The sequence below is a fragment of the Chitinophaga sp. Cy-1792 genome (assembly GCF_011752935.1).
GTDB lineage: Bacteria > Bacteroidota > Bacteroidia > Chitinophagales > Chitinophagaceae > Chitinophaga.
This window is the reverse complement of sequence record NZ_VWWO01000001.1, coordinates 2,389,793-2,411,230: the sequence shown is the minus strand read 5'-3', so window position 1 is coordinate 2,411,230 and position 21,438 is coordinate 2,389,793. Positions and strand designations below refer to the sequence as shown.

The 21,438-nt window shown below is 46.2% G+C and carries 17 protein-coding genes; 6 read left to right on the top strand and 11 right to left on the bottom strand.

Annotated elements, in window-relative coordinates; translation table 11 throughout:
- Positions 1-218 precede the first annotated feature (218 nt).
- Positions 219-1,382 (bottom strand): FecR family protein, encoded by a 1,164-nt coding sequence (locus tag F3J22_RS09850; protein WP_167016609.1) that lies wholly within the window; start codon positions 1,380-1,382, stop codon positions 219-221.
- A gap of 90 nt (positions 1,383-1,472) precedes the next feature.
- A complete protein-coding gene (locus F3J22_RS09845) occupies positions 1,473-2,069 on the bottom strand; it encodes an RNA polymerase sigma factor (protein WP_167016607.1) in 597 nt (198 codons plus the stop codon).
- A gap of 137 nt (positions 2,070-2,206) precedes the next feature.
- On the opposite strand from F3J22_RS09845, the gene F3J22_RS09840 reads away from it, so the two are divergent.
- Entirely contained in the window at positions 2,207-5,050 is a 2,844-nt protein-coding gene (locus F3J22_RS09840) for a S9 family peptidase (protein WP_167016605.1), read from the top strand.
- A 50-nt stretch (positions 5,051-5,100) separates the two neighbouring features.
- Here F3J22_RS09840 and F3J22_RS09835 read toward each other — a convergent pair whose 3' ends face one another.
- The 5 genes from F3J22_RS09835 to F3J22_RS09815 form a co-directional block, all read right to left on the bottom strand.
- The gene (locus F3J22_RS09835) at positions 5,101-5,997 is read right to left on the bottom strand and encodes a metallophosphoesterase (RefSeq protein WP_167016604.1); all 897 of its coding nucleotides are present in this window, start codon (positions 5,995-5,997) and stop codon (positions 5,101-5,103) included.
- A gap of 1 nt (position 5,998) precedes the next feature.
- Positions 5,999-7,798 carry a RagB/SusD family nutrient uptake outer membrane protein gene (locus F3J22_RS09830; RefSeq protein ID WP_167016602.1) on the bottom strand — a complete coding sequence of 600 codons (1,800 nt, stop codon included), beginning with the start codon at positions 7,796-7,798 and terminating at the stop codon, positions 5,999-6,001.
- Positions 7,799-7,828: 30 nt separating this feature from the next.
- Positions 7,829-11,290, bottom strand: coding sequence for a SusC/RagA family TonB-linked outer membrane protein (locus F3J22_RS09825; RefSeq protein WP_167016600.1), 3,462 nt, complete (start codon positions 11,288-11,290; stop codon positions 7,829-7,831).
- 253 nt (positions 11,291-11,543) lie between these two features.
- On the bottom strand, positions 11,544-12,608 hold the full coding sequence (locus F3J22_RS09820) for a FecR family protein (RefSeq protein ID WP_167016598.1): 1,065 nt from the start codon (positions 12,606-12,608) through the stop codon (positions 11,544-11,546).
- A 61-nt stretch (positions 12,609-12,669) separates the two neighbouring features.
- Complete coding sequence (locus tag F3J22_RS09815) at positions 12,670-13,260, bottom strand: sigma-70 family RNA polymerase sigma factor (protein WP_167016596.1); 591 nt, start codon at positions 13,258-13,260, stop codon at positions 12,670-12,672.
- Positions 13,261-13,520: 260 nt separating this feature from the next.
- Here F3J22_RS09815 and F3J22_RS09810 point away from each other — a divergent pair, with 260 nt between their 5' ends.
- The 4 genes from F3J22_RS09810 (at position 13,521) to F3J22_RS09795 (ending at position 16,134) form a co-directional block, all read left to right on the top strand.
- On the top strand, positions 13,521-14,360 hold the full coding sequence (locus F3J22_RS09810) for a helix-turn-helix domain-containing protein (RefSeq protein ID WP_167016594.1): 840 nt from the start codon (positions 13,521-13,523) through the stop codon (positions 14,358-14,360).
- 39 nt (positions 14,361-14,399) lie between these two features.
- Complete coding sequence (locus F3J22_RS09805) at positions 14,400-14,852, top strand: GNAT family N-acetyltransferase (protein ID WP_167016592.1); 453 nt, start codon at positions 14,400-14,402, stop codon at positions 14,850-14,852.
- 39 nt (positions 14,853-14,891) lie between these two features.
- Positions 14,892-15,395: a cupin domain-containing protein gene (locus tag F3J22_RS09800; protein WP_167016590.1), complete on the top strand. Its 504-nt coding sequence runs from the start codon at positions 14,892-14,894 to the stop codon at positions 15,393-15,395.
- 100 nt (positions 15,396-15,495) lie between these two features.
- A complete protein-coding gene (locus tag F3J22_RS09795) occupies positions 15,496-16,134 on the top strand; it encodes a DUF4230 domain-containing protein (RefSeq protein ID WP_167016588.1) in 639 nt (212 codons plus the stop codon).
- A gap of 115 nt (positions 16,135-16,249) precedes the next feature.
- Here F3J22_RS09795 and F3J22_RS09790 read toward each other — a convergent pair whose 3' ends face one another.
- Positions 16,250-16,960, bottom strand: coding sequence for a hypothetical protein (locus tag F3J22_RS09790; protein ID WP_167016586.1), 711 nt, complete (start codon positions 16,958-16,960; stop codon positions 16,250-16,252).
- A 252-nt stretch (positions 16,961-17,212) separates the two neighbouring features.
- Between F3J22_RS09790 and F3J22_RS09785 the strand changes: the two genes are divergently transcribed.
- Positions 17,213-17,539 (top strand): RNA-binding protein, encoded by a 327-nt coding sequence (locus F3J22_RS09785; RefSeq protein WP_167016584.1) that lies wholly within the window; start codon positions 17,213-17,215, stop codon positions 17,537-17,539.
- A gap of 304 nt (positions 17,540-17,843) precedes the next feature.
- Here the strand turns inward: F3J22_RS09785 and F3J22_RS09780 are convergent, their stop codons facing one another.
- From F3J22_RS09780 to F3J22_RS09770, 3 genes are read right to left on the bottom strand one after another with little or no spacing between them, the layout of a single operon-like run.
- The gene (locus F3J22_RS09780) at positions 17,844-19,256 is read right to left on the bottom strand and encodes a PKD-like family lipoprotein (RefSeq protein WP_167016582.1); all 1,413 of its coding nucleotides are present in this window, start codon (positions 19,254-19,256) and stop codon (positions 17,844-17,846) included.
- 16 nt (positions 19,257-19,272) lie between these two features.
- On the bottom strand, positions 19,273-20,007 hold the full coding sequence (locus tag F3J22_RS09775) for a DUF4843 domain-containing protein (RefSeq protein WP_167016580.1): 735 nt from the start codon (positions 20,005-20,007) through the stop codon (positions 19,273-19,275).
- Positions 20,008-20,017: 10 nt separating this feature from the next.
- Entirely contained in the window at positions 20,018-21,433 is a 1,416-nt protein-coding gene (locus F3J22_RS09770; RefSeq protein ID WP_167016578.1) for a RagB/SusD family nutrient uptake outer membrane protein, read from the bottom strand.
- Between the last annotated feature and the right edge of the window lie 5 nt (positions 21,434-21,438).

Below are 21,438 nucleotides of genomic sequence, written 5' to 3'. Positions count from 1 at the left end.
ATGGCAAAGGCTCCGCCTGGGCGAACCTTTGATTAAAGTGCGCAAATACATACTTTTGTAATGGTTTGAAATGTCTGGAATTCGTTCTGTCAAATGTTTTCGGGCATATTTCAAGCTTGCGGGGGTGCTCCAACACTCCCGCTTTTTGTTATGCCATTGTTCACTTAGTTAATTTTCATAAGTAGTTACTGATTTTTGGTTGATAAAATATTACTAGGTCATTTTCCTACAGTTACGTTATTACCATCGATGCTGAAGTTGGCTTCCCCGGTTAGTGTCAGCATTTTGAGTACCCGGGAGATATTCACGGACCTGCTCACGGTACCGTTCAGGCTCATATTGAGCGAATCCTTAAAAGTCACATGTACATCATACCATCTTTCCAGCTGTCGCATGGCGGTATGTATATCGGTATTATTAAAATAGAATCTATCATTTTTCCAGGCCAGCACCTCTTCCATATCGGCGTCCTGTAACTGAATAGTTGTCTGTGTAGGGCTTACATTCGCCTGTTGGCCGGGGTGGAGGACCACCTGCTGTCCGTTGGCATTTACAGCCAGGGAACCATTCACCAGCGTGGTTTTCGTACATCCTTCCTCCTGGTATGCCATGATATTGAAGGCCGTGCCGAGTACTTTTATTTCTGTCTGTGCAGCTTCCACAATAAATGGGCGGTGTGCATCGGGGGCTATTTCGAAGTAGGCTTCCCCGGAGAGTATTACGCGGCGTTCGTTGCCGAAAGCCAGGGGGAAACGGAACGTGGAGGCGGCGTTCAGCCATACTTTGGTACCATCCGTCAGAACCAGCGCATATTTGCCGGCTTTAGGAATGGAAATCGTATTGAAGGTTTGCGTTGCATTGTTACTGGTGCCGTTGTAGGTCAGCTGCCCATTCTGTTGCTGGCGGATACTGGTATTGCCTTGCCGGGCAACGAGGCCGTTGGCGGAACTGTCCAATGTAATGACGGAGCCATCGGCCAGTGTGAGCATGGCCTTATTGGTACCTGGCGCCACGTCATGAGCTATAACAGCCGGGGGAACGGCAATGGACGAATGATGATAAAGCTTCAGATATCCAGTAGTTACCGTTACCAGCAGTAATACCGCAGCGGCGGCAGCCAGCCACGGGCGGTAACGGATAATACGTGGTGGCGGAGGAGAAGCCTCTTTGTCAAGTATTTCATTAAAGCGCTGTTCCCAGCGGGATGCGTCATCATCCGCCGGTAAATCAGTATTGGCTTCCCAGTGGGCACGAAGGTGCTCAATGAGCAAGTCATTGTTAGGATCTTCCGCTACCCACCGCAGTAATTCATGCAGCTCTTCCCGTGTGCAGGTATTGGTCAGATATCTTTCCAGAAGGTATTTCCAGTTAGCCTCGTGCATAGCATTATTGTTCACTGTTACGCGCTCTTATAAGTATTGACGACAGAATCAGGTGTAATAACTATTCGCTTTGAAAAAAAATTTTATCTGCTATAAACGGCTGATCAGGAAGGCGATAAATGCAGTACTACTCAGATCAAGATTTTTAATAAGATATTCTTTTATAAACTGTTGCGAACTGACGATATGGTTATTGACGGTATTTTTTGAAATATCAAGCATGTCGGCGATCTGCTCATGCGAAAAGCCCTGTTCCCTGCTGAGTACATACACCTGCTTACGTTTTGGCGGCAGCAGTTCCATGGCCTCTTTCAGCTTGGCCTGGTAGTCACGGAGCAGCAGGCGGGAATCCGCATAGGTATCACTTACCGGCTGGATTTCTTCCCACAGGGCCTCTTCCAGCAGCGGTGTTCTGGCGGCGGCACGGATAAAGTCGATCGATTTGTTATAGGCCACCTTGAACAGGAAGCCGTCTATATTGGCCACCCCTTTTAATAATTCCCGGTTCTGCCAGATACGCATAAATACGTCCATCACGATTTCTTCTGCTACCTCCCTGGATTTGACCATATGCAAAATGAAGGCATATATTCTGTTCCTATGGGTATCAAAAAAAATCCTGAACGACTTAGCATCTCCAGCAGCGATGCCCAACAACATATTTTCGTCTGTGGCGCCGTTTTTCATTTATTTCGGGTGACCTTTTGCCCAAAACTAGCCAAATTGCCGCTGGTTTCCATATGCCTCCTGTACGTTCATCCATTTTTTTATGCCCGGGCAGAATCTATTTTGTAATTTAATCGCTGCAATCTATACTAGCACTTATGAGAAAATTTGTATTGGGCACCGTCCTTATGGGGTCTGCCCTTTCCACCTATGCACAGCAACCATCAAAAAAGCCGCTGGACCACAGCGTTTACGACGGCTGGGAATCTGCAGGCACCAAAATCATCAGTAACGACGGCCAATGGGTAGCTTATACCATTAACCCCCAGGAAGGGGATGGACGCCTCGTTCTCCGCGATCGTAAAACCGGGAAAGACCTGGTTATCCCTCGTGGCGCTTTACCGGTGATCACTGAAGATTCTAAATTCCTGGTTGCCAGCATCAAGCCGCCGTTCAAAGAAACACGCGACGCCAAAATCAAAAAGAAAAAGCCGGCAGAAATGCCTAAAGACTCACTGGCAGTGGTCGATCTGGCTACCGGCGACATCAAAAAATTCGCCGATGTAAAGTCATTTAAAACGCCTGCCAAAGGTAGTGGCCTGCTGGCTTTCCTCACCGAAAGCCCTGCTGCCGATACTACGCATGGTAAACATCCTAAACCGGCTAAAAAAGCAGACGATGACCGTGCCGATGACGACAAAGCAGGCGATAAAGCTGCTGAGTCCGGCAGACTGATTATCAGACAGCTGCTCACCGGCGCCCAGGATACTATCAAAAATGCCGGCGCCTACGCCATCAGCAAACCTGGTAACAATATCCTCATCGCCATCAACAGCGATAAAAAAGATAGCCTCTCCCGCACCGGCGTACTGCTCTGGCACAATGCTACCAGGAAAGCAGATACCCTGAGCCGCGGCTATGGCGACTATAAACAATTCTCCTTCGACGAGAAAGGCCTGCAAGCCGCCTATTTTGCTACCCGCGACAGTGCTAAGTCACTGCAGCAGTTCTATGCCCTGTATTACTACAAACCAGGCATGGACAGCGCTGTAATCGCCGTAGATAAAGGCAACAGCGCCATTCCTGCTAAATGGACCATCAGCCAGCATAGCAATATTAATTTCAGCAAAGATGACCAGCGCGTATTTTTCGGCACCGCACCAATACTGCCTCCAAAAGATACCAACATCGTTGACTTTGAAGTAGCCAAGGTAGATATCTGGAATTATAAAGATGATTACCTGCAGCCTATGCAGCTGAAAAATGCAGACAAAGAGCTGAAAAGAAGCTACGCCGCTGTATATTATCCCGCTGCAAAACGCATGGTACAACTGGGCGACAAAGACCTCGAAACCATACTCACTACAGATGAAGGCAACAGCAACTATGCACTGGGCTATACCGACAAAGGTGAACGCGTACAGATGCAATGGTTAGGCCGTACGCTCAAAACTGCTTATCTCGTGAATGTAAACGATGGTAGCAGAAAACTCATCAAAAACAAACTGGATGGCCAATACCACATTTCTTCCAAAGGAAAATATGTCCTCTGGTATGATATGCAGGAACGTAACTGGTGGTCATACAACAACGCTACCGGTGCTATCACCAACATCAGCAAATCAATTCCTGCCAAAGTTTATGATGAGGAAGATGATCATCCGGATGCACCAGATGCCTATGGTATCGCAGGCTGGATGGAACAGGACGCTGCCGTACTGGTATACGATCGCTATGATATCTGGCAGGTAGATCCTACCGGTGTTAAAGCGCCTGTAAACGTTACTGCCGGCTATGGCCGTAAAAACGCGATCCGTTTCCGTATGCTGCGCCTCGATGAAGAAGAACGCACCTTCAAACCGGACCAGAACCGTATCCTCAGCGCCTATGCAGATACGACCAAATACAATGGTTTCTTCTCCGTACAACTCCCTGGTGCAAAAGGAAAAGTTAATGCACCAAAAGAACTGGTGCTGGGACCTAACTCCTACCAGGAACTGACCAAAGCAAAAAATGCAGCGGTATACACCTTCATCAAAGCCAGCTATGTAGCCTCTCCGGATGTTTATGCAGGCCCGCAGATCGCAGCTGCAGAAAAGCTCAGCAGCACCAATCCGCAACAGGCACAATATAACTGGGGTACTGCTGAACTGTACAAATGGACTACCTTCTCCGGTAAACCAGCAGAAGGTATTCTCTATAAACCAGAAAACTTCGACGCAAATAAAAAATACCCGGTTATCTTCTACTTCTATGAGAAGCTGACAGATGGCCTGTATAACTATCAGGCACCGGCGCCTACGCCTTCCCGCCTGAATATCTCCTTCTTTGTGAGTCGCGGATACCTCGTGTTTGCACCTGATATCACTTACCAGGATGGTTATCCGGGTAAAAGTGCCTACGATTATATCGTGAGTGCAGCAGAAGATCTGGCGAAAAAACCATGGACAGACGGTAAACATATGGGTATCCAGGGACAGAGCTGGGGCGGTTACCAGGTAGCGTACCTGGTTACACAAACCAACCTTTTCGCTGCTGCCTGGGCAGGTGCTCCTGTTGCCAATATGACCAGCGCCTACGGTGGTATCCGTTGGGAAAGTGGTATGAACAGACAGTTCCAGTACGAGCATTCTCAAAGCCGTATCGGTGCTACACTGTGGGAAAAACAGGATTTATACCTGCAAAACTCGCCGCTGTTCTCCCTGCCTAAAGTAACTACGCCAATCGCTATCATGGCCAATGATGCGGACGGTGCAGTACCTTGGTACCAGGGTATTGAGATGTTTACCGGCTTACGTCGTTTAGGCAAGCCCGTTTGGATGCTGAACTATAACAACGAAGCACATAACCTCATTCAACGTCAGAACCGTAAGGATATCTCCCGCAGGGAACAACAGTTCTTCGACCATTTCCTGAAAGGGGAAGCTGCGCCTGAATGGCTGGAAAGTGGTGTTCCTGCTACAGAAAAAGGAATCAACTGGGGCTGGGACCTCGTGAAATAAAAGTTCTTAAATAGTAAAAAGGCTCTCTACTGAGTAGAGAGCCTTTTTTATTAAATCCCGTGCGGGATGTATTCATTTTCAACCTGCCCGTCTTCATACAATCGCAGGATTGCATAACCCGGCGGTGTTTCATAATAGCAGCCCGGCCCCGCAGAATCCTTATCACCTTTCCCCCACCAGAAGCCCGACATAGCGCCATTACAGCAATACCTGATACCGTTGTAAACAGCATTATCAGCCAGATGATTATGCCCACTGAGGCAAATCTTCACTTTATCTTTATGCTGATAAAACAGGTTTTTCAACCGCACATGATCACCATGTCCGCCTCCTACCAATGAAGGCGTTACACCCAGTATTGGGTAATGCGACATCAGCAACACAGGCGTACCCGGCGCTAACAGTTGCAGGTCGTTTTCCAGCCACTTATACTGCTCTTCATCCAGTGAGATATTATCGTTGTTACCATCCAGGATAACGAAATGCCAGCCTTTTTTAGTAAAGCTGTAATAGCGTGCAGGAATATTCAAACGCTTTACTACGTATGGTTTTCCGTACATCTCATCTTCCCTGGAAGGCGCTTTCCACCACATATCATGATTCCCCAGGCAGCTGTATACTTCCATCGGTTTAATGGTTTCCATGCAGCGGTCCCATATACTCCACAACTCCGTTACACGCTCTCTCTTAACATCATCGTAGGAAGCATCGAAGATGGAATCTCCACCATTGAGAATAAAATCTACGCCGTGCTTCTTAACAGCAGCAAGGCACTGTCTATAACGCTCAGGCGCATTTTCATCCGGGCGTATATGCACATCCGTTATATGTGCGATGGTAAGCACCGGCTTACGTTTCGTTGCAGGCACTACGGCTTTCACCGCCGGCGCCAGCAGGGAAGCTGCCGCAAGAAGGCCGCCTCCCCTGATTATCTGTCTTCTGTTCATACTACTTCCAGTCAAATATTTGTTTGAGATTAGGATTCAGCACCAACTGTGCATATGGTATCGGACGATAGTAATATTTCGGGTCCAGGAAAGTACGTGGCGTAACATCTGTTACCAGTGCTCCACCTGAAGTACCGTTTTTCATATATACGGTAACGTTATCTCCGAAACTGCCGGCACGGTAATAGATCAGGTTTACACCCAGACTATTCTTCTCTTTCTGGTCATCAGTAGGGATTTCCACCGCCTTATCAATGAGGATAATATCAGGAATGCCATCACCGGTCAGGTCATATTTACCCAGTCCCGGAAAGTATATTCCTTCCGGCTGACGTGTCAGTAATGAACCGGCATGCCATCTCATAAGATCATCATATCGGAAACCTTCCATCGCCAGCTCTACTCTTCTCTCCCGGCGTATTTCAAGGATAGCACCTTTCATTGCGCCACTAACATCGGGATATGCTGCTGCCTGTGTTACATCAATGTTGCCGGTTACGGTGGCGAGGTTCATAGCAGGCAGCTGTACCCTTGCACGCAGCAGGTTTACAGACTTGTCCAGGTCAGCCTGCGTAAGCGTTCCCTGTTCTGCTTTTGCCTCTGCATAGATCAGCAACGTTTCCGCGTAGCGGTATGCCGGCACATCTACGCTTCCGTTAAGAATAGCATCTGTACTATTGGTCAATCCTTTTACCTGATGGTATCCGGAGAAGTTTTTATTCAGTCGCTGGATATAAGGCTTTGTATCACCTGCTTTTATAAACCCTGGCGCAGCAAGCGTTTGCGCCATACGGCGGTCGCGGTGCTGAAACTCCTGTACAAATTGCATCTGTGCATATCCTGGCTGGTCAGTAAAACGCGTACCATCATCCATCAGGTAAGTTTGCACCAGGTCGCGGGCAGGAGATTGTTCGTAGTCACCGAATACCGTACCGGTACCACCGCTGCTAACTGATTTCGACGCATCATAGGGATGCACCAGGATCATTTCTTTATTGGACATCAGGTCCTGGCTGTTGAACAACGCGGCATAATCCTGATCAGGCTTGCCGGTATTGTAGATACTGAAACCGCCATTATTCATGATATCCTGCGTAACGAGGAGTGCGGAGTCCAGGAAGCGGCCGGCAGTAGATTGCAGGTTTAATTCAGGATGATATCTGCGCCAGGTAGCCTCGTAGAGTGCAATACGTGCAAACAGTGCTTTTGCTGCCCATGCATTGGGCGTACCGGAAGGAACCGAACTACGGATATGTGAAGCAGCAAAGCTAAGGTCTGCCATGATACTATCTACCACCAATGCACGCGGATCACGTGCCTTATACAGCAAAGCAGTATCAGACGGATTGATAGGTGTACCATACCAGGGCACATCCGAATAACGGCGTACCATACCAAAATAAAACAGTGCACGGTAATATCTCACTAAACCTACATAATGGTCCTTCACATCCTGCGTTACTGCGGCGCCGTTATAATTTGCCAGGAAGTAGTTGAGATTACGTAAGCGACTCCAGTCCCAGCCACTGGTAAGCGTCTGCGAAGACGGGCTGCCAGTCATCACTGACTTGACTTCAATAGCGGCAGTGGTGGCCATATTATCGCTGGACTGGTCATCATAATAAATACCAGTACCAGGAAGTGTCAACATTCCATTTACATATAATGCCAGATCTTCCTCTGTTTTAAAAAATAACTGCGGAGAGATCGCATCCTGTGGATATCTGTCGAGAAAAGATTTTTTACATGCCGTGCCGGCCACCATGATGCCGGCAATTATAAAGATGGAAATTTTTTTCATGTCTTTTGTTTGATGTTCACCATTTCACAGTTACAGGTCAAGATTGATACCTGCTGCATATTTACGCTGGTAAGGGTATTCCCATCCATAACCATCGGTAATAGACTCCGGATCGAGGTATTTTTTGATGGCAGAGAACTCAAAGATGTTCTCACCGGAAACGAATACACGTAAACGCGAGATACGATAGCGTTTGGTGAGCGATTGCGGCAGTGTATATCCTATCGTTACATTCTTGATGCGGAGATAGGCTGCATTCAGCATATATTTTGTTTGTGGTATATCCAGGCCGGATTTATAGTTGTTATCTGCCAGCCATGACTGCAGTACCGGGAAATAGGAATTGGGATTGGCATCTGCAAGTCCCGCCTTGATATAGGACTGGGAATGCTGGGCACGTAATCCCGGATCATCTGCCTGACCGCGGTAAAAGTCAAGGTTCCATGGGTAAACATTCGCATAAGGCTGCTGGTAAGGGCCCCAGAAGAGATAATGATGTGGATAGAAATCCATTTTGGCAATACCTTGCAGGAATACGGAAATATCAAATCCTTTCCAGGTTGCATCCAGGTTTACACCAAAACGATAACGCGGACTGCTGTTGCCGATGATGCTGAGATCTTTCGGATCTTTGGCGGTAGTACCCTGTTCAATTTTTCCATCACCATTAAGGTCTTTGTATTTAGGCCATCCTTCCACAATATCAAGTGCTCCCCATGGTATGATAGCGCTTTCGTCCAGTTTCTTGATTTCATCCTTACTTCTGAACATGCCATCGTTGGTAAGGCCCCAGATTTCACCCAGTGTTTGTCCTACGCGGTAACTGCTCAGTAACTGCTGGTCATTTTTAAAACGGGTGATTTTTGTTTTATCATCTGAAACAAAAACTTTAATACCAAAACTCAACGGATCACGCATTACATTCACCGTGTTACGATAGCTCAACGTCAGTTCCCATCCCCTGGTAGAGAGGTCGGCGGCATTCTGTGCCGGTGGTGTGGTTCCTAATACGCCAGGCAGTTCTACGCCTTTCGTCAGCATACCTAATGTGTTGCGCACGAAATAGTCGAATGTTCCCGTGATACGGTTATCGAACAGGCCGAAATCAGTACCAATGTTGGTAGTTACTACTTTTTCCCAGGTATAGGAAGAAGGGTCAACGTTCAGTTGAGGGGCACCTGTTGCGATAGTCTGGTTGGCATTACCACCAATCAGGTAACCGGAAGTACCGGTCTTGATCGTTTGTATATAACCGTAGTTGCTCACATTCTGATTTCCCAGACTACCATAGGAAGCCCTGAATTTCAGCGTGGACAGCTGACGGGAAATATTCTTGATAAAATCTTCTTCACTGGCGATCCAGGCAGCGGAAACAGAAGGGAAGAAGCCCCAGCGGTTAGTGGAAGGGAACCTGGAAGAACCGTCATAGCGGCCATTTCCTTCAATGATGTAACGGTCTTTGAACGTATAGTTTATCCTGCCAAAGTAACCACGTACGGCATATGTCTGGTAATCTACTCCCGTAGTGGCGTCACCGTTAGTGAGTCCGAGGTAAGGAAGGGAAGAAGAGATAACACCTACCCGTTTCACATTTACAAGGCTCCAGATATAGCTTTCCTGGTTAAAACCTGCCAGCAGTGTAATCTTGTGATCTTTATGCAGTGTTTTATGATAGTTGGCGTACAGGTCATAGACATCCTGTGCAACGGTACCGTTATTCTCTGCAACAGAGCCGGTACCGCCTTCTTCACGGATATCGTCCGGGCCATAACCTATTTTGTATTTGCGGTTATCGGTGTGGTACTGCCACAACTCGCGTTTGAAGCTAGCATCAGCAGTCAGTTGCAGATCATTGTTCAGGAAAGAAGCAATGCCCCTGATCACATTCTGAAAACCAAAACGTGTTTGTGTACTACGTCCACCATCTGTCAGCTGTGCTGCCAGTCTGCCGGCTGCGTTATTACCCCAGGTACCATCAGGATTTACGGCTACCTGTGTAGGTTGCAGATAATAAACATCAGTGATATTATATGCAGGCGCATCTGCTTTTGTCTGATAAATACTCAGGTTATTATCTACCTGCAACCAGCTAAGTGGTTTGATATTGATCTTGTTGCGAAGACCAAAGCGATCCCAGGTATCTTTTGCTAATTTATTTAACCCATTTTCTTGTGTATAGTCAGCAGACAACAGGTAAGAAATCGGCATTTTCTTCGCTGTTTCCGCAGAGCCGCTTAAAGTGATACTATGGTACTGGGAAGGATTTGTTTTACTGAAGAAATAATTATTCCAGTTGTTGCTGCCCATGTAGGCCCATTTTGTCGGATCACTCGGATCTATACGGGTATCCGGCAGCGAAGGATTATCTGATCTTTCTTTAGCCCATTTATAGTATTCATCGGAGAAGTTTACATAATCCCAGGGAGTATTATTGGTAGATGTTTCCAGTACCCTGGAGAAGATATAAGGGTCCGTCACCGGTTCCGGCAGAACCGTTCTTTTTGATCTTGCAAAATAATTACTGTAGCTCACGCTCTGGCGGCCGCCAGGCGTTCCGTTTTTGGTAGTAATCAGCAACACACCGAAGGCAGCACGGGCACCATAGATAGCAGCGGAAGCGGCATCTCTCAGTACAGAAATAGAGGCAATATCCTGCGGGTTCAGACGGAGGATATCATCTGTGGCAGCGGTAATCCCGTCGATAATAATCAGTGGGGCGTTGGTATTGTCATTGATAGAAGTAAAACCACGGATATTGATTTTCGGCACCTGTCCCGGAGCCCCGCCCTTATAGGTGATATTCAGACCGGCACTCACGCCCTGCAGCGCCTGCGCTATATTGGCGATAGGCCTTTCTGCCAGCTGCTTACCGGAAATCTGGTCGATGGCGCCGGTAACATTTATCTTTTTCTGCGTACCGTACCCTACAACGATCACCTCTTCCATAGAGTTTTTGGAAGCCTCCATAGTAACAGTGACCTGCTCCCGGCCATTCAGGGAAACTTCCTGCTGATCGAAGCCTACATAGGATAAAACCAGCACTGCATTTTCAGGAACTTTCAGTTCAAAACCACCCTTTACATCAGTAGTAACGCCGATAGCCGTATTTTTCAGACGAACGGTAACTCCGGGTAATGACTCCCCGGCTGTATTCACTACCTTTCCTTTTACCAGTATGTCTTTACTGACAACCGCCGCAGGGGCAATTACAATAATATTTCCCGGCATCATCCGGTAGCGCAGTGCGGTATTGTTTAGCAGGAGGTCCAGCACCTTATCGACGGAAAGGTCTTCCGCATTGACAGATACTTTCAGGTGCAATGGAAGATTGTCATCGTTGTATACAAAACGATAACTGCTATTCTTTTCCAGCGTAGCCAACGCCTTTTCCAGCTGTACCTGTGAGAGTTTCAGCGTGATCTTAGACTGGGAATGAACACTGGCACTGACATGCAAACACACAACCGTTGTGAACAGCGTAAAAAACTTCATAAAAATTAACAGTTTATACAGTCCCCGCCGCAGTGGGACAGCATGGTCCACTGTGTTTTTTTTCATACATTTGTTTTGTAGGTTAATTAATTTGATTGTTGCGCAATAGACAATACGATGCCATTAGCCGACAAAACACGCGGGGAATGGTACGAACATTTCCCGTTTTTTTATCCGCTGAATCAGCATGACCGTCAGTAATAATGACAGGTGAATTACATAGTATTAATTTTATATTGATTAAACAGATTGACTACTGTATCCAGATTTTCCCATTTGAATCGATCGTGTAGGTAAATGAATTGGTAGTGGCAAGTGCTTCCAAGACATCATTTATATTGTTTGTTTCGAATACGCCGGTAAAATATAATTGCTTACGCTGCTCATTTCTGAAGCCAATTTCCACGTTGTACCACTGCCCGAGCATAGCTGCTACTTTTTCCAGTTCAAGGTGTTTAAATGCCAGTTTATTTGTTACCCAGGCTGTTTCCGACAGGACGCTGTCTTTTACGGTTGTGAGCTGCTGTTTGTAAACAGGTACCTGTATTTTCCTTGTATCCGTCTCTTTAGCTGGCTTATCAGATTCATCAAAGAGGTTGGCAGGTACTGTCAGCTTTTCATTGGGGCGTAATGCCACCAGTTGTTTGCCGGCTTTGTCCAGCTGCACCTGGATAGCACCCTGTACCAGTGAAGTCACTGCGCTGTCTTCCCCGTCATAGGCCCTTACATTAAAGGAAGTTCCCAGTACCAATATGGTAAAGGATTTCGTTTGCACCCTGAAAGGCCTGGCAGCATCTGCTACCACATCAAAAAAGGCCTCACCTTCCAGCTGTACAATGCGAGGTTCGCCGGCAGCAAAGGTTTTAGGGTACGACAGTTTACTGTGTGCATTCAGCCATACAGTAGAACCATCCGGCAATAAGAGTTTTGAGCGCGTCTTTTCAGAGACGGCATACTGCGGCTGTGGTGCAGCAGCCTTTTGATATAGCAGTTTCCAGCTCAGTGCTATCACGAGTGAAAAGCCGGCTGCAATTGCCAGGATACGAACAATACGCCCGCGGCCGCGTGTTGCAACAGGTACCTCTTCCTCCTGTAATGCCAGCGGAGAGGATTGCTCCAGTCGCTGTAAATGTTTCGCCAGCATATTTTCCGGTTCCTGCTGTGAGGAAGCCTCTTTCCATGGCCGCATAAAGATCTCCCGGATGTAGGATGCATCCGGATATTGCTGCAATAAATGCTGCAATTCCTCCACCTCGGCGTGCGTAAGTTCATTGGCAATTTCCCTGGCCAACAGGTGATACAATCTTTCCTGGTCCATATGCTGATATTAAAAGGACAGAACTGGTGTCAACAATTCCCTAAAGGTTTTTGAAATTTTTTTATAAATCAAGATGAAGGTAGGATTGAGCGAGTTCGCCGGAGAGATCAAAGCGAACTGCCTGGGTTACTTTCTTCACAGCAATGGCCAGCTGTGCATCTACAGTTTTTGGGGAGATATCCAGCAATTCAGCCACAGTACGGTAACTGAGCTGGTCGTGCTTTACAAGCCGGAATATCAGCTGACAGCGGGCAGGCAAACTACGTATAGCCGTCTCCATTTTCTGCTGTACTTCTGCTGATATCATGCCGCTCTCTGCATCCGGTGCTATCCATATCGCGGATGTATCCAGGAGTTCCAGACTCGCATGAAGGTGGCGCTTATGCTGCTGTAATGTGTTCAGTGAAAAATTCTTGGTGGCTACATACAGGTATACCATAGGATTCTCAACATGCGTCAGCTGGTGCCGCTTCTGCCAGAGCATGATGAATACATCGGATACAACTTCCTCCGCAAGATGGAATGAGGATACGATCGCGGCGGAAAAATGAAGTAATTGTTTGCATAACGCGATATACAGTTCATTATATGCCCGCATATCATCATTGCAGACCCTTTCAAAAAGAGATTTAATCTGCTCATTGTTCCTCATTGCGCAAAAATATATAATTCAAGGAAAGCCTATTATTAACGATGTGTTACGATTTTGGTTGTTCACTGCTGCTAAATGTAACAAAATAATCTAACCAATAAAAAAATCACCGGCAGCAAAAAATGCAGAAAAAGTGCCCGTATTAAACAAAAAAAATATTTATATTAAAAATTAACATATATTTACAACACCATCATAGCCGGTATGATGGCCCTATGCAGCGAGAAAAATATCCTATTAACCTAAGCAAAATTTTACCTATGAACTTCCATATTTTCCAGCCGGAAGACGCATTGCGTCCATATGTAAAACAGTATTATTATTGGGAAGACAATACCAGAGGCCTGATCCAGTTACCACAGAGTTTATTCTGTCTGGGAGATCAGTATATGGTATTTATCCAGCAGGGAGAGGCTACGGTTAAGCCTGCTAACCATCCCGCCTATACGTTATCTGCCAATGCAGTGATCGGACAGTTTACCTGCGCCTGTCAGCTACAGGTAAAGGGTCCTGTGAAAATGGTGATCGTACAGATGAATACCTATGGCTGCTACAAGCTCGCAGGACTGGACATGCCTGCCTTTGTCAACTACTATCGCAACCTGGAAACCTGCGATGCCGGCAAATGGACACAGCTGGCAGCAAAACTGGCCATGGTCAGACACCCGGATGGCATCATCTCCGTATTAAATACCACCTTTAAAAATTGCCTGCAGTCAGAAGCCCGTTCACTCCGTCAGGTAGACGAAATGACAGATTACATGGTGGCGCGCAAAGGCAATGTAACACTGGCTGAGCTGGCACATATCTTCCATCTCTCCCGCCCTACCATGGAGCGTATATTCACTGCCGTTACTGGTATTCCACCTCAGTTATATATCCGTATGGTGCGTTTCAAAACCGCCCTTCGTTCCCTGCAACAGGTAAGTTTACCGCAGTGGCAGGCTACCATGAGCAGGAATGCCCTGTACAACCAGGCCATGTTCGTAAAGGACTACCTCTTGTTTAACGGGGAAATGCCTGATTATTTTGAACCGGTATCTACTACAATTGCACATATGCATACCGGCAACAGATTACAGGTAGCGGTTGCCAGTTAAATCAGAGATGCCTATCTTAGGAGACTAAAATAATCCGGCATGACTGTTTACCAGGAAGGACCATTTTCAGTTTCCACAGATAAAGATCGTTTAGACATCGACGTTATTTACAACTGGCTCAGCAACGTATCCTATTGGGCGAAGGATATACCGAGGGAAATAGTAGAGCGCGCCATAGCAGGCTCCATGTGTTTTGGTGTATACCACGAAGGAGCACTGATCGGTTTTGGCCGGCTGGTAACGGATAAGGCTACCTTTGCCTACCTGATGGACGTTTTCATTCTCGAAGAATGGCGCGGCAAAGGGCTGTCCAAAATGCTGATGCAGGCGATGCTGGCACATCCCGAATTACAGGACCTGCGCCGCTGGTTGCTGATGACAACCGATGCACACGGCCTCTATAGCAAGTTTGGATTTGCCGCTCTGCCGGAACCGGGCAAGGTAATGACCTTAGCCAGGCCAAACCCCTATGCAAAAAAATCTTCAGAATAAATTCATATTTCCCTATCTTCAGATAATAACTGAAGACCTATGCAATATTCAGCAAACTGGTGGCGGGAGAAACTACAGCTACAGTCGCACGTAGAAGGCGGTGCCTTCCGCGAAACCTATCGTTCAGAATGGATGCTGGACATGACTACGCTGCCAGCCGGTATCACAGGTAACCGGAATGCCTCCACCTGTATTTATTTCCTGCTGGAACATGGCGAATTTTCCGCCTTCCACCGTATAGCCGCTGACGAAATCTGGCACTTTTATGATGGCCAGACGCTCACCATATATGAAATAGAACCAGGTGGTAATCTCCTTACACATAAGCTGGGCCGCGACTTCGACAAAGGAGAACGCCTACAGGTCATCATTACCGCCGGTAACTGGTTTGCCTCCCGCACAGAAGTGGCTGGTGGCTTTTCCCTCACCGGATGTACCGTTGCCCCGGGATTCGATTTCGCCGACTTTGAGCTGGCAGAAAAAGCCCCCTTACAGGCCGCCTACCCCCAACATGCACAACTGATAGATGAACTGACCAGGTAAATCATTCCGACAAATTTCTTTCATCCCCCGCTGCTGTTATCTTATTGATAACGGCCAGGTATATACGTGGGCATAAACAGCAATTTGCTTAAATTACAGTATGAAGAAGATTATTTACACCATCATACTTGTACTGGTAGCCGTGCTGGTTTTCTGGATCGGACGCTTCTTCGGCAGCAAAACCGTCAGCCAGCAGGTCATTTCCAACAGTACCATCGTAAAGGAAATCGCTGAACTCAGCAGCCTCGATGTACAGGGATCTGCCAGCATCAAGCGCAGTAACCTCACCGAAGGTGGCAGCGACTGGACAGACAACCTGAAGAAAACCTTCCTGGAAAATACCATCTGGGTCACCATCCCTTATGAAGCTAAATATGGTGTGGATATCGACGAACATAACTTTAAGGTATCCATCGCACAAAAAAAGATTATCATCGATCTGCCGGCGCCTAAACTGCTGAGTTATGAGCTGAAGATAGACAGGATGGAAACCGCCAACCGCAAAGGACTTTTCCTCTTCCAGAACGATGAAACCTATACCGATGTCCAGAAAAAACTCTATGTGGAAACACGCGGACAAATGGAAAACAGCCCGGTTTATATCGAGCGTTCCAAAGCAAAAATCATCGGCATCATGAAAGAATACTACACCCCCTTCCTGAAAGATCATGTACTGGAAGTCCGCTTTGCCGGCGACTCTGCAAGGGTAGTGAATAATATGAATGTGAAATTGGATTGATAAGGCTATTATATGCTTTTATAAAAAAGTCCCGATGCCTTCGGCATCGGGACTTTTTTATAACTTTTTTGCGCACCTGTGGTGCGCAAAAAAGTTATAAAAAACGGCCATAACGTTATGCCGCTATAAACTTCACTAAACTACGTTTTGCAATTGGCAGCAATGTTTCGTTGATTGGCATAACTAACCTGGTTTCAACACTGTAAACTGCCGGATTGGGCAGGTTGGTAAACCTGCGCAGCAGGAGTGTTTTAACATATTCGCAGGTATGCAGGATATCTTTCTGATAGGTATCCAGGTAGGTCATATGTATGCCCCTGAATTTCTCATCATGCCTTTCGAAAATGGTAAGGCGGTAATTATAAACCAATATATCCCGGTAGGTACCATCGCAGAGGAACATGTAGCCTTCCCCGGTTTCCAGCGGCACCAAACCTACAGGCGTTATGCGTAATTTGTCTTCCACAAACTCGTAGAGTTCCGTTCCTTCCCGGATGGTGTCGTTCATCTGGCCGAGGGCGTATTCGATGATGCTTTCCAGTTCCTGCATGAGATCATCATCTGCGATGATCTGTTCAAAGATCAGTTGCAGCTTCTCGATATTGACGGCGCTGAGGCGCTTCGGAAACTGCTGCTGAAGGAACTGTTTATTGTCCCGGAAGGCAATCAGGTTGTTATAATGGAAGATGATATCTGCCAGCTGAGGGTATAATTTCCGTTGACCGAAGTACCGGTTGATGTCCTGGAGGTAAGCGAGTAACGTGTATTTCTTGAGCTCAAAGTCAATGTAGCCGTCCGCAAACCATGTTTCACTCAAGGATCCCATAACAAAATAATTTAATGGATTCTACTATTAAATTACGAATAAATACTGTGATTTCCTGCTGAAATTCCAATATTAACCCGGTTTTACAATAATATTTTTAAGTACATTAAAACATTGCTGGTAAAGGGTTTGGATAACCTGGCGGGGGTAAAACATCAAGAAAATTCAAATATTTTTCGGCAGTAACTTTTTTATTACACTTATTTTCATAACTTCAGTACATTATTTTTCATTTTTTTAATTTCAGTTATCATGAACATTTACGTAGCCAACCTGCACTACAGGTTGAACGATGAAGATCTTCATCAGATTTTCAGAGAATTTGGAGAGGTTACCTCCGCTAAGGTTATCAAAGACCATGAAACAGGTCGTTCACGCGGTTTCGGTTTCGTGGAAATGCCTAATCAGGAAGAAGGCGTAAAGGCTATGGATAGTTTGAATGGTACCGAAGTAGAAGGCAAACAGTTAATGGTAAACGAAGCTAGACCAAAACAACCAAGCAATAATTTCCGTGGTGGTGGCGGTGGAAACCGCGGTGGCGGTGGATACGGTGGCGGCGGTCGCGATCGTCGTTACTAGTCACACTTTCCGATATAAACTCGGGTAAAGCTGTTAAAAAATTTAAAAAGACAGGTCGTCTCTACTCAATAGAGACGGCCTGTCTTTTTTTATCTATCTATATAACGAAGTCTGCCTGTAAAACCCTCCATCTTCCCCCTAAAACATTATTCTTTTTATTAAAAAATGGGGAAATCTCCCTAAAACCCGCATTTTATGCCAATTTAAGGCAGATTTACCCGTGTTTTATCGTCAGAGAAGGGCACTGTAAGAATACAGCGCCCTTCAGCTTATCAACCATCATATGGGGCCACAAAATAATGCCTTATGGAGCTGGTTTGTAAATGATATTCCTGATCTCTCCGAAACCCTTCACCATATTACTGTAGGTAGCTCCTGTAAAATCGCCGGTAGTAGATATTTCAAAGAAATATACCGCCCCCGCACCAGCAGTATTGGTGGCAACCGCCAATCTGTTCCCGGCAACAGGATCCAGATTGATAGCAGCAACACCCGTTCCCGCAGGAAACACATATACCTGTCTTGCCTTACCTGCCGGCACATCATAGAGATAAAGAATATTGTCCTTCGCATAATAAATATGCGGAAGTGAAGCGGATACTTTCCAGGCCGACGCACTACTAAAACCCGGTGCATTTTGCACTGCCGTCACATCCATAGGACTAGAATAGGGTCCATCCGACTGAAATCTGTAGATAAACAGGGAATCATTCCGGTTATTACCAAACAGACAATAAACTATTGCTGATGGCTGTTTTCCTGCCCATAACAGCCGCTTATTAATATTATTGAGATCAAAGGCTGCACCATCATCCGGAGGCGGAAACGCACTCAGCTCAGGGGAGTAGTCATCCATTATATTAAAATGCTGATGGATGGAATCATAATATACTGCTCCCTGTCCATAGGACGACATATCAAATGGCTGCATATAATAATCATTACCCTGGGGCGCCAGTCCGAGTTTGTAAGGCGGAGGGTACATCAAACTTACCTGATAAGGCCTTCCATTGACAAGCATCGCCTCATTCATGGAACTGGCCATATATAGCTGACAGTTACGGTCTTTGGCAGGCATGACGAAGAACCAGTCACTCATACTCCCATTCACCAGGAAAGAGGAGGAATTGATCTGTGTACCGCCATCTTTTGCCAGCGCATAAATGTATTGTGTGGCCCCTCTCTTAAAAATGCTGATATTCTGCAGGTCGGGCGACAAGGACACTGTCGGATTTACCTTGGAAAATATATTGTGAAAAACGGAATCTCCCGGGGCTATTAACGAAATATCAGTGGCGGCAGCCGTTTTTTCGATAACAAACCAACCTTCATTAAATGGGCTCCTTACCTTGATGAACATCCTGGCCCTGGTAATAATACCAGTAGTAGTATCCTCAGCATACAGGTCCAGATTGTAAGACCCCGCCTGTACGGCGACCAGCGCTTTCAGGTCTTGCGTGGTATCCAATACCTGTTTATCTGTGGCGCCGGAAACGTACAATATCCAGGAATACTTTATCGCGCCGGGATTCACGCCATTCAGCTTAAGGTTACTTGCCACACGCAGGGTGTCAAACTGATATACTGTTATGACCTGTGAATCGAGCGTTGTAGTGGCCTGGTTAGCCGGATGGATATAATTATTGCTTTTGTCTTTCAGACAGCTGGCAAGGCATAAAACACCTATTAATACCAGCCAAATATGTTTACGTTGCATAATTCAGAATTGAAGATCAGTAAAAGCTTACCTCTTTGCCATTTTCATCAATCAGCGGTCCGTTGTCCTGCATATATTGGTCCAGCGCCTCCTGACACATACTTTGGTATACTGAGAAGATCCCAATCGGCAAAGTATCCGGAAAATCGGCTTGTCCGGTAACCTGTATCACAAAACGATACTTCACCTCACTATAATCGCCGAAGAAATAAACCAGCCAGTCATCCCAGTTGCCAGGCTTGGTTACGGTGTTATTGATTTTTACCAGGTAAGAAGCAGTCCCCCCGGCAGTCTGCCCCCCGGGATAAGCGTTGGCAACGCCAGGTGAAAAATCAGTATTGGTGCCGATAGCCAGCCTGATGCGTACTTCCTTCTTCTGTACATTGGAAGAACGGTGCACGACGATACCCAACAGGGTAGTATAACTATTGGCAGCCACTTTTACCGGTAGTAACTCATAATCATCCGGTGCGATAGCGGTAGAACTATCCGCCACCACATCAATTTTTGCGGTCCTTTCGGTATTACTGGCGATACCCATGATCCGCATAGGCAACCACATGGTATCACGTGTAACTGAATCAGGCCTGACAGCAAATGAATAAGTGGAACTATCGAAATTAATACCACCATATTGCCTGTAGAAATAGATCCTGGAGATATCTTTATACGTCTGCAATTCACTTTTCTTGCAGGCACCAAAACCTATCAGGAAACCAAACAATAATATATAAATAAGATTTTTTTTCATGATGCAATCATTAATGTTTACCGTATTGAATTTCATCTGCCGGCAACGGGAAGGCATAGCGGTCTGTACTCATCACAACTGTACTGCCATCAATTTTTGATGCATTCCGTCGTTTGAAATAATAAAACAACTGCCCTTCTCCATAAAATTCTTTCTTATACTCTTTGGTAATCTCAGTGGTAAAACTGGCGGCAGCAATATTTGCCGGTAATGCAGTCAGTCCCCTATGAGTACGCACTGCGTTGAGATAATCCACACCGGCAGGCACCCCTGCACATTCTGCGGCGATATAGTAAACTTCACTTAGTCTGATTAATGGTATCTGATTTTTGATATAATTGAATTGCAGATTTTCCTGGTAATAGCGCGCCGTACAATTTACTGTCAGTACCTGTGTAAACTGATTCAGGAAACGTAAATCAGAGCTGCCCCCTGCACTGGTTTCATATAATGTACCCAGTGCCTTTGTAGTAATACTGTTTACTGGTGTGAAACTGGTGTTGGCAGATTTAAATAAGCTGTCAGATACTCTTTTCAGGTCGAAATCATACAATGCAAAGAGATGTTCCCTCACAAAAAGCCGGTCACGGTTATAGGTAATGCTCGCATTGGCCGCTATTATCCACGGGAATAAATTTGTATTACTGATTACTTCCTGTGCAGCCGCCAATGCTCCGCCCTTATCACCGGCGTAAAGGCGGATACGCGCTTCCAGCCCTTTACATGCCCAGTAGTTGAGATGGTTACGGGTATATGTCTTAAACTGATCATCCGCAACATCTTCCCGGATAGCTTTATCAGTAGTGAGCAATGCAGCTGCTGCGGTTAAATCTGTCAGGCAGAAATCCATCACTTCTTTAACACTGCTTAACCCTGTTGGCTGCACATTAAATTCCTTAACATAAGGAATGGCAGGCCTGGTCTGATCCTCCGCTGGTGAAGCGCCGAACATACGCAACAGATCGAAATGCAGCATTGCCCGGAGTGCCAGCGCTTCCCCCTTCACCTGATTATAACTGTTACCGCTAAACAATGACCTGCCGCCATCTATATGACTAAGGATATTATTTAAGTTACCTATGGCCGCGTACATTTCTGACCATATAAGGGCAGTTTGTGTTTTTACACCCGCATCTGTATAATTATAAGTGAGATACCGGTACTCTGTAGAAGTAGTGCCGGTCACTCCCGTATAGCGCTGGCCCATCAGGTCCAAAGCACCCATCGTAAGCTGACATCCATATAAGTTAATACTTCCCATCGACAGGTAAACACCGGTAAGGGCATCTTTATAGCCCTGCTCACTACTGAGCATTTCAGATTCCCTGACCTGCGTTTTGGGACTAACATCCAGCCACTTCTTACAGCTGCTGCCCATCACTGTAACCAGGGATAAAAAGAGGAATACGAGATAATTACGTTTCATAAATT

Bases quoted from the DNA above. Each gene is read 5' to 3' on its own strand.
- F3J22_RS09815 (WP_167016596.1), bottom strand. From the start codon at position 13,260: ATGAGGAACAATGAGCAGATTAAATCTCTTTTTGAAAGGGTCTGCAAT.
- F3J22_RS09835 (WP_167016604.1), bottom strand. From the start codon at position 5,997: ATGAACAGAAGACAGATAATCAGGGGAGGCGGCCTTCTTGCGGCAGCT.
- F3J22_RS09825 (WP_167016600.1), bottom strand. From the start codon at position 11,290: ATGAAGTTTTTTACGCTGTTCACAACGGTTGTGTGTTTGCATGTCAGT.
- F3J22_RS09830 (WP_167016602.1), bottom strand. From the start codon at position 7,798: ATGAAAAAAATTTCCATCTTTATAATTGCCGGCATCATGGTGGCCGGC.
- F3J22_RS09770 (WP_167016578.1), bottom strand. From the start codon at position 21,433: ATGAAACGTAATTATCTCGTATTCCTCTTTTTATCCCTGGTTACAGTG.
- F3J22_RS09800 (WP_167016590.1), top strand. From the start codon at position 14,892: ATGCAATATTCAGCAAACTGGTGGCGGGAGAAACTACAGCTACAGTCG.
- F3J22_RS09840 (WP_167016605.1), top strand. From the start codon at position 2,207: ATGAGAAAATTTGTATTGGGCACCGTCCTTATGGGGTCTGCCCTTTCC.
- F3J22_RS09795 (WP_167016588.1), top strand. From the start codon at position 15,496: ATGAAGAAGATTATTTACACCATCATACTTGTACTGGTAGCCGTGCTG.
- F3J22_RS09810 (WP_167016594.1), top strand. From the start codon at position 13,521: ATGAACTTCCATATTTTCCAGCCGGAAGACGCATTGCGTCCATATGTA.
- F3J22_RS09780 (WP_167016582.1), bottom strand. From the start codon at position 19,256: ATGCAACGTAAACATATTTGGCTGGTATTAATAGGTGTTTTATGCCTT.
- F3J22_RS09785 (WP_167016584.1), top strand. From the start codon at position 17,213: ATGAACATTTACGTAGCCAACCTGCACTACAGGTTGAACGATGAAGAT.
- F3J22_RS09775 (WP_167016580.1), bottom strand. From the start codon at position 20,007: ATGAAAAAAAATCTTATTTATATATTATTGTTTGGTTTCCTGATAGGT.
- F3J22_RS09805 (WP_167016592.1), top strand. From the start codon at position 14,400: ATGACTGTTTACCAGGAAGGACCATTTTCAGTTTCCACAGATAAAGAT.
- F3J22_RS09845 (WP_167016607.1), bottom strand. From the start codon at position 2,069: ATGAAAAACGGCGCCACAGACGAAAATATGTTGTTGGGCATCGCTGCT.
- F3J22_RS09790 (WP_167016586.1), bottom strand. From the start codon at position 16,960: ATGGGATCCTTGAGTGAAACATGGTTTGCGGACGGCTACATTGACTTT.
- F3J22_RS09820 (WP_167016598.1), bottom strand. From the start codon at position 12,608: ATGGACCAGGAAAGATTGTATCACCTGTTGGCCAGGGAAATTGCCAAT.
- F3J22_RS09850 (WP_167016609.1), bottom strand. From the start codon at position 1,382: ATGCACGAGGCTAACTGGAAATACCTTCTGGAAAGATATCTGACCAAT.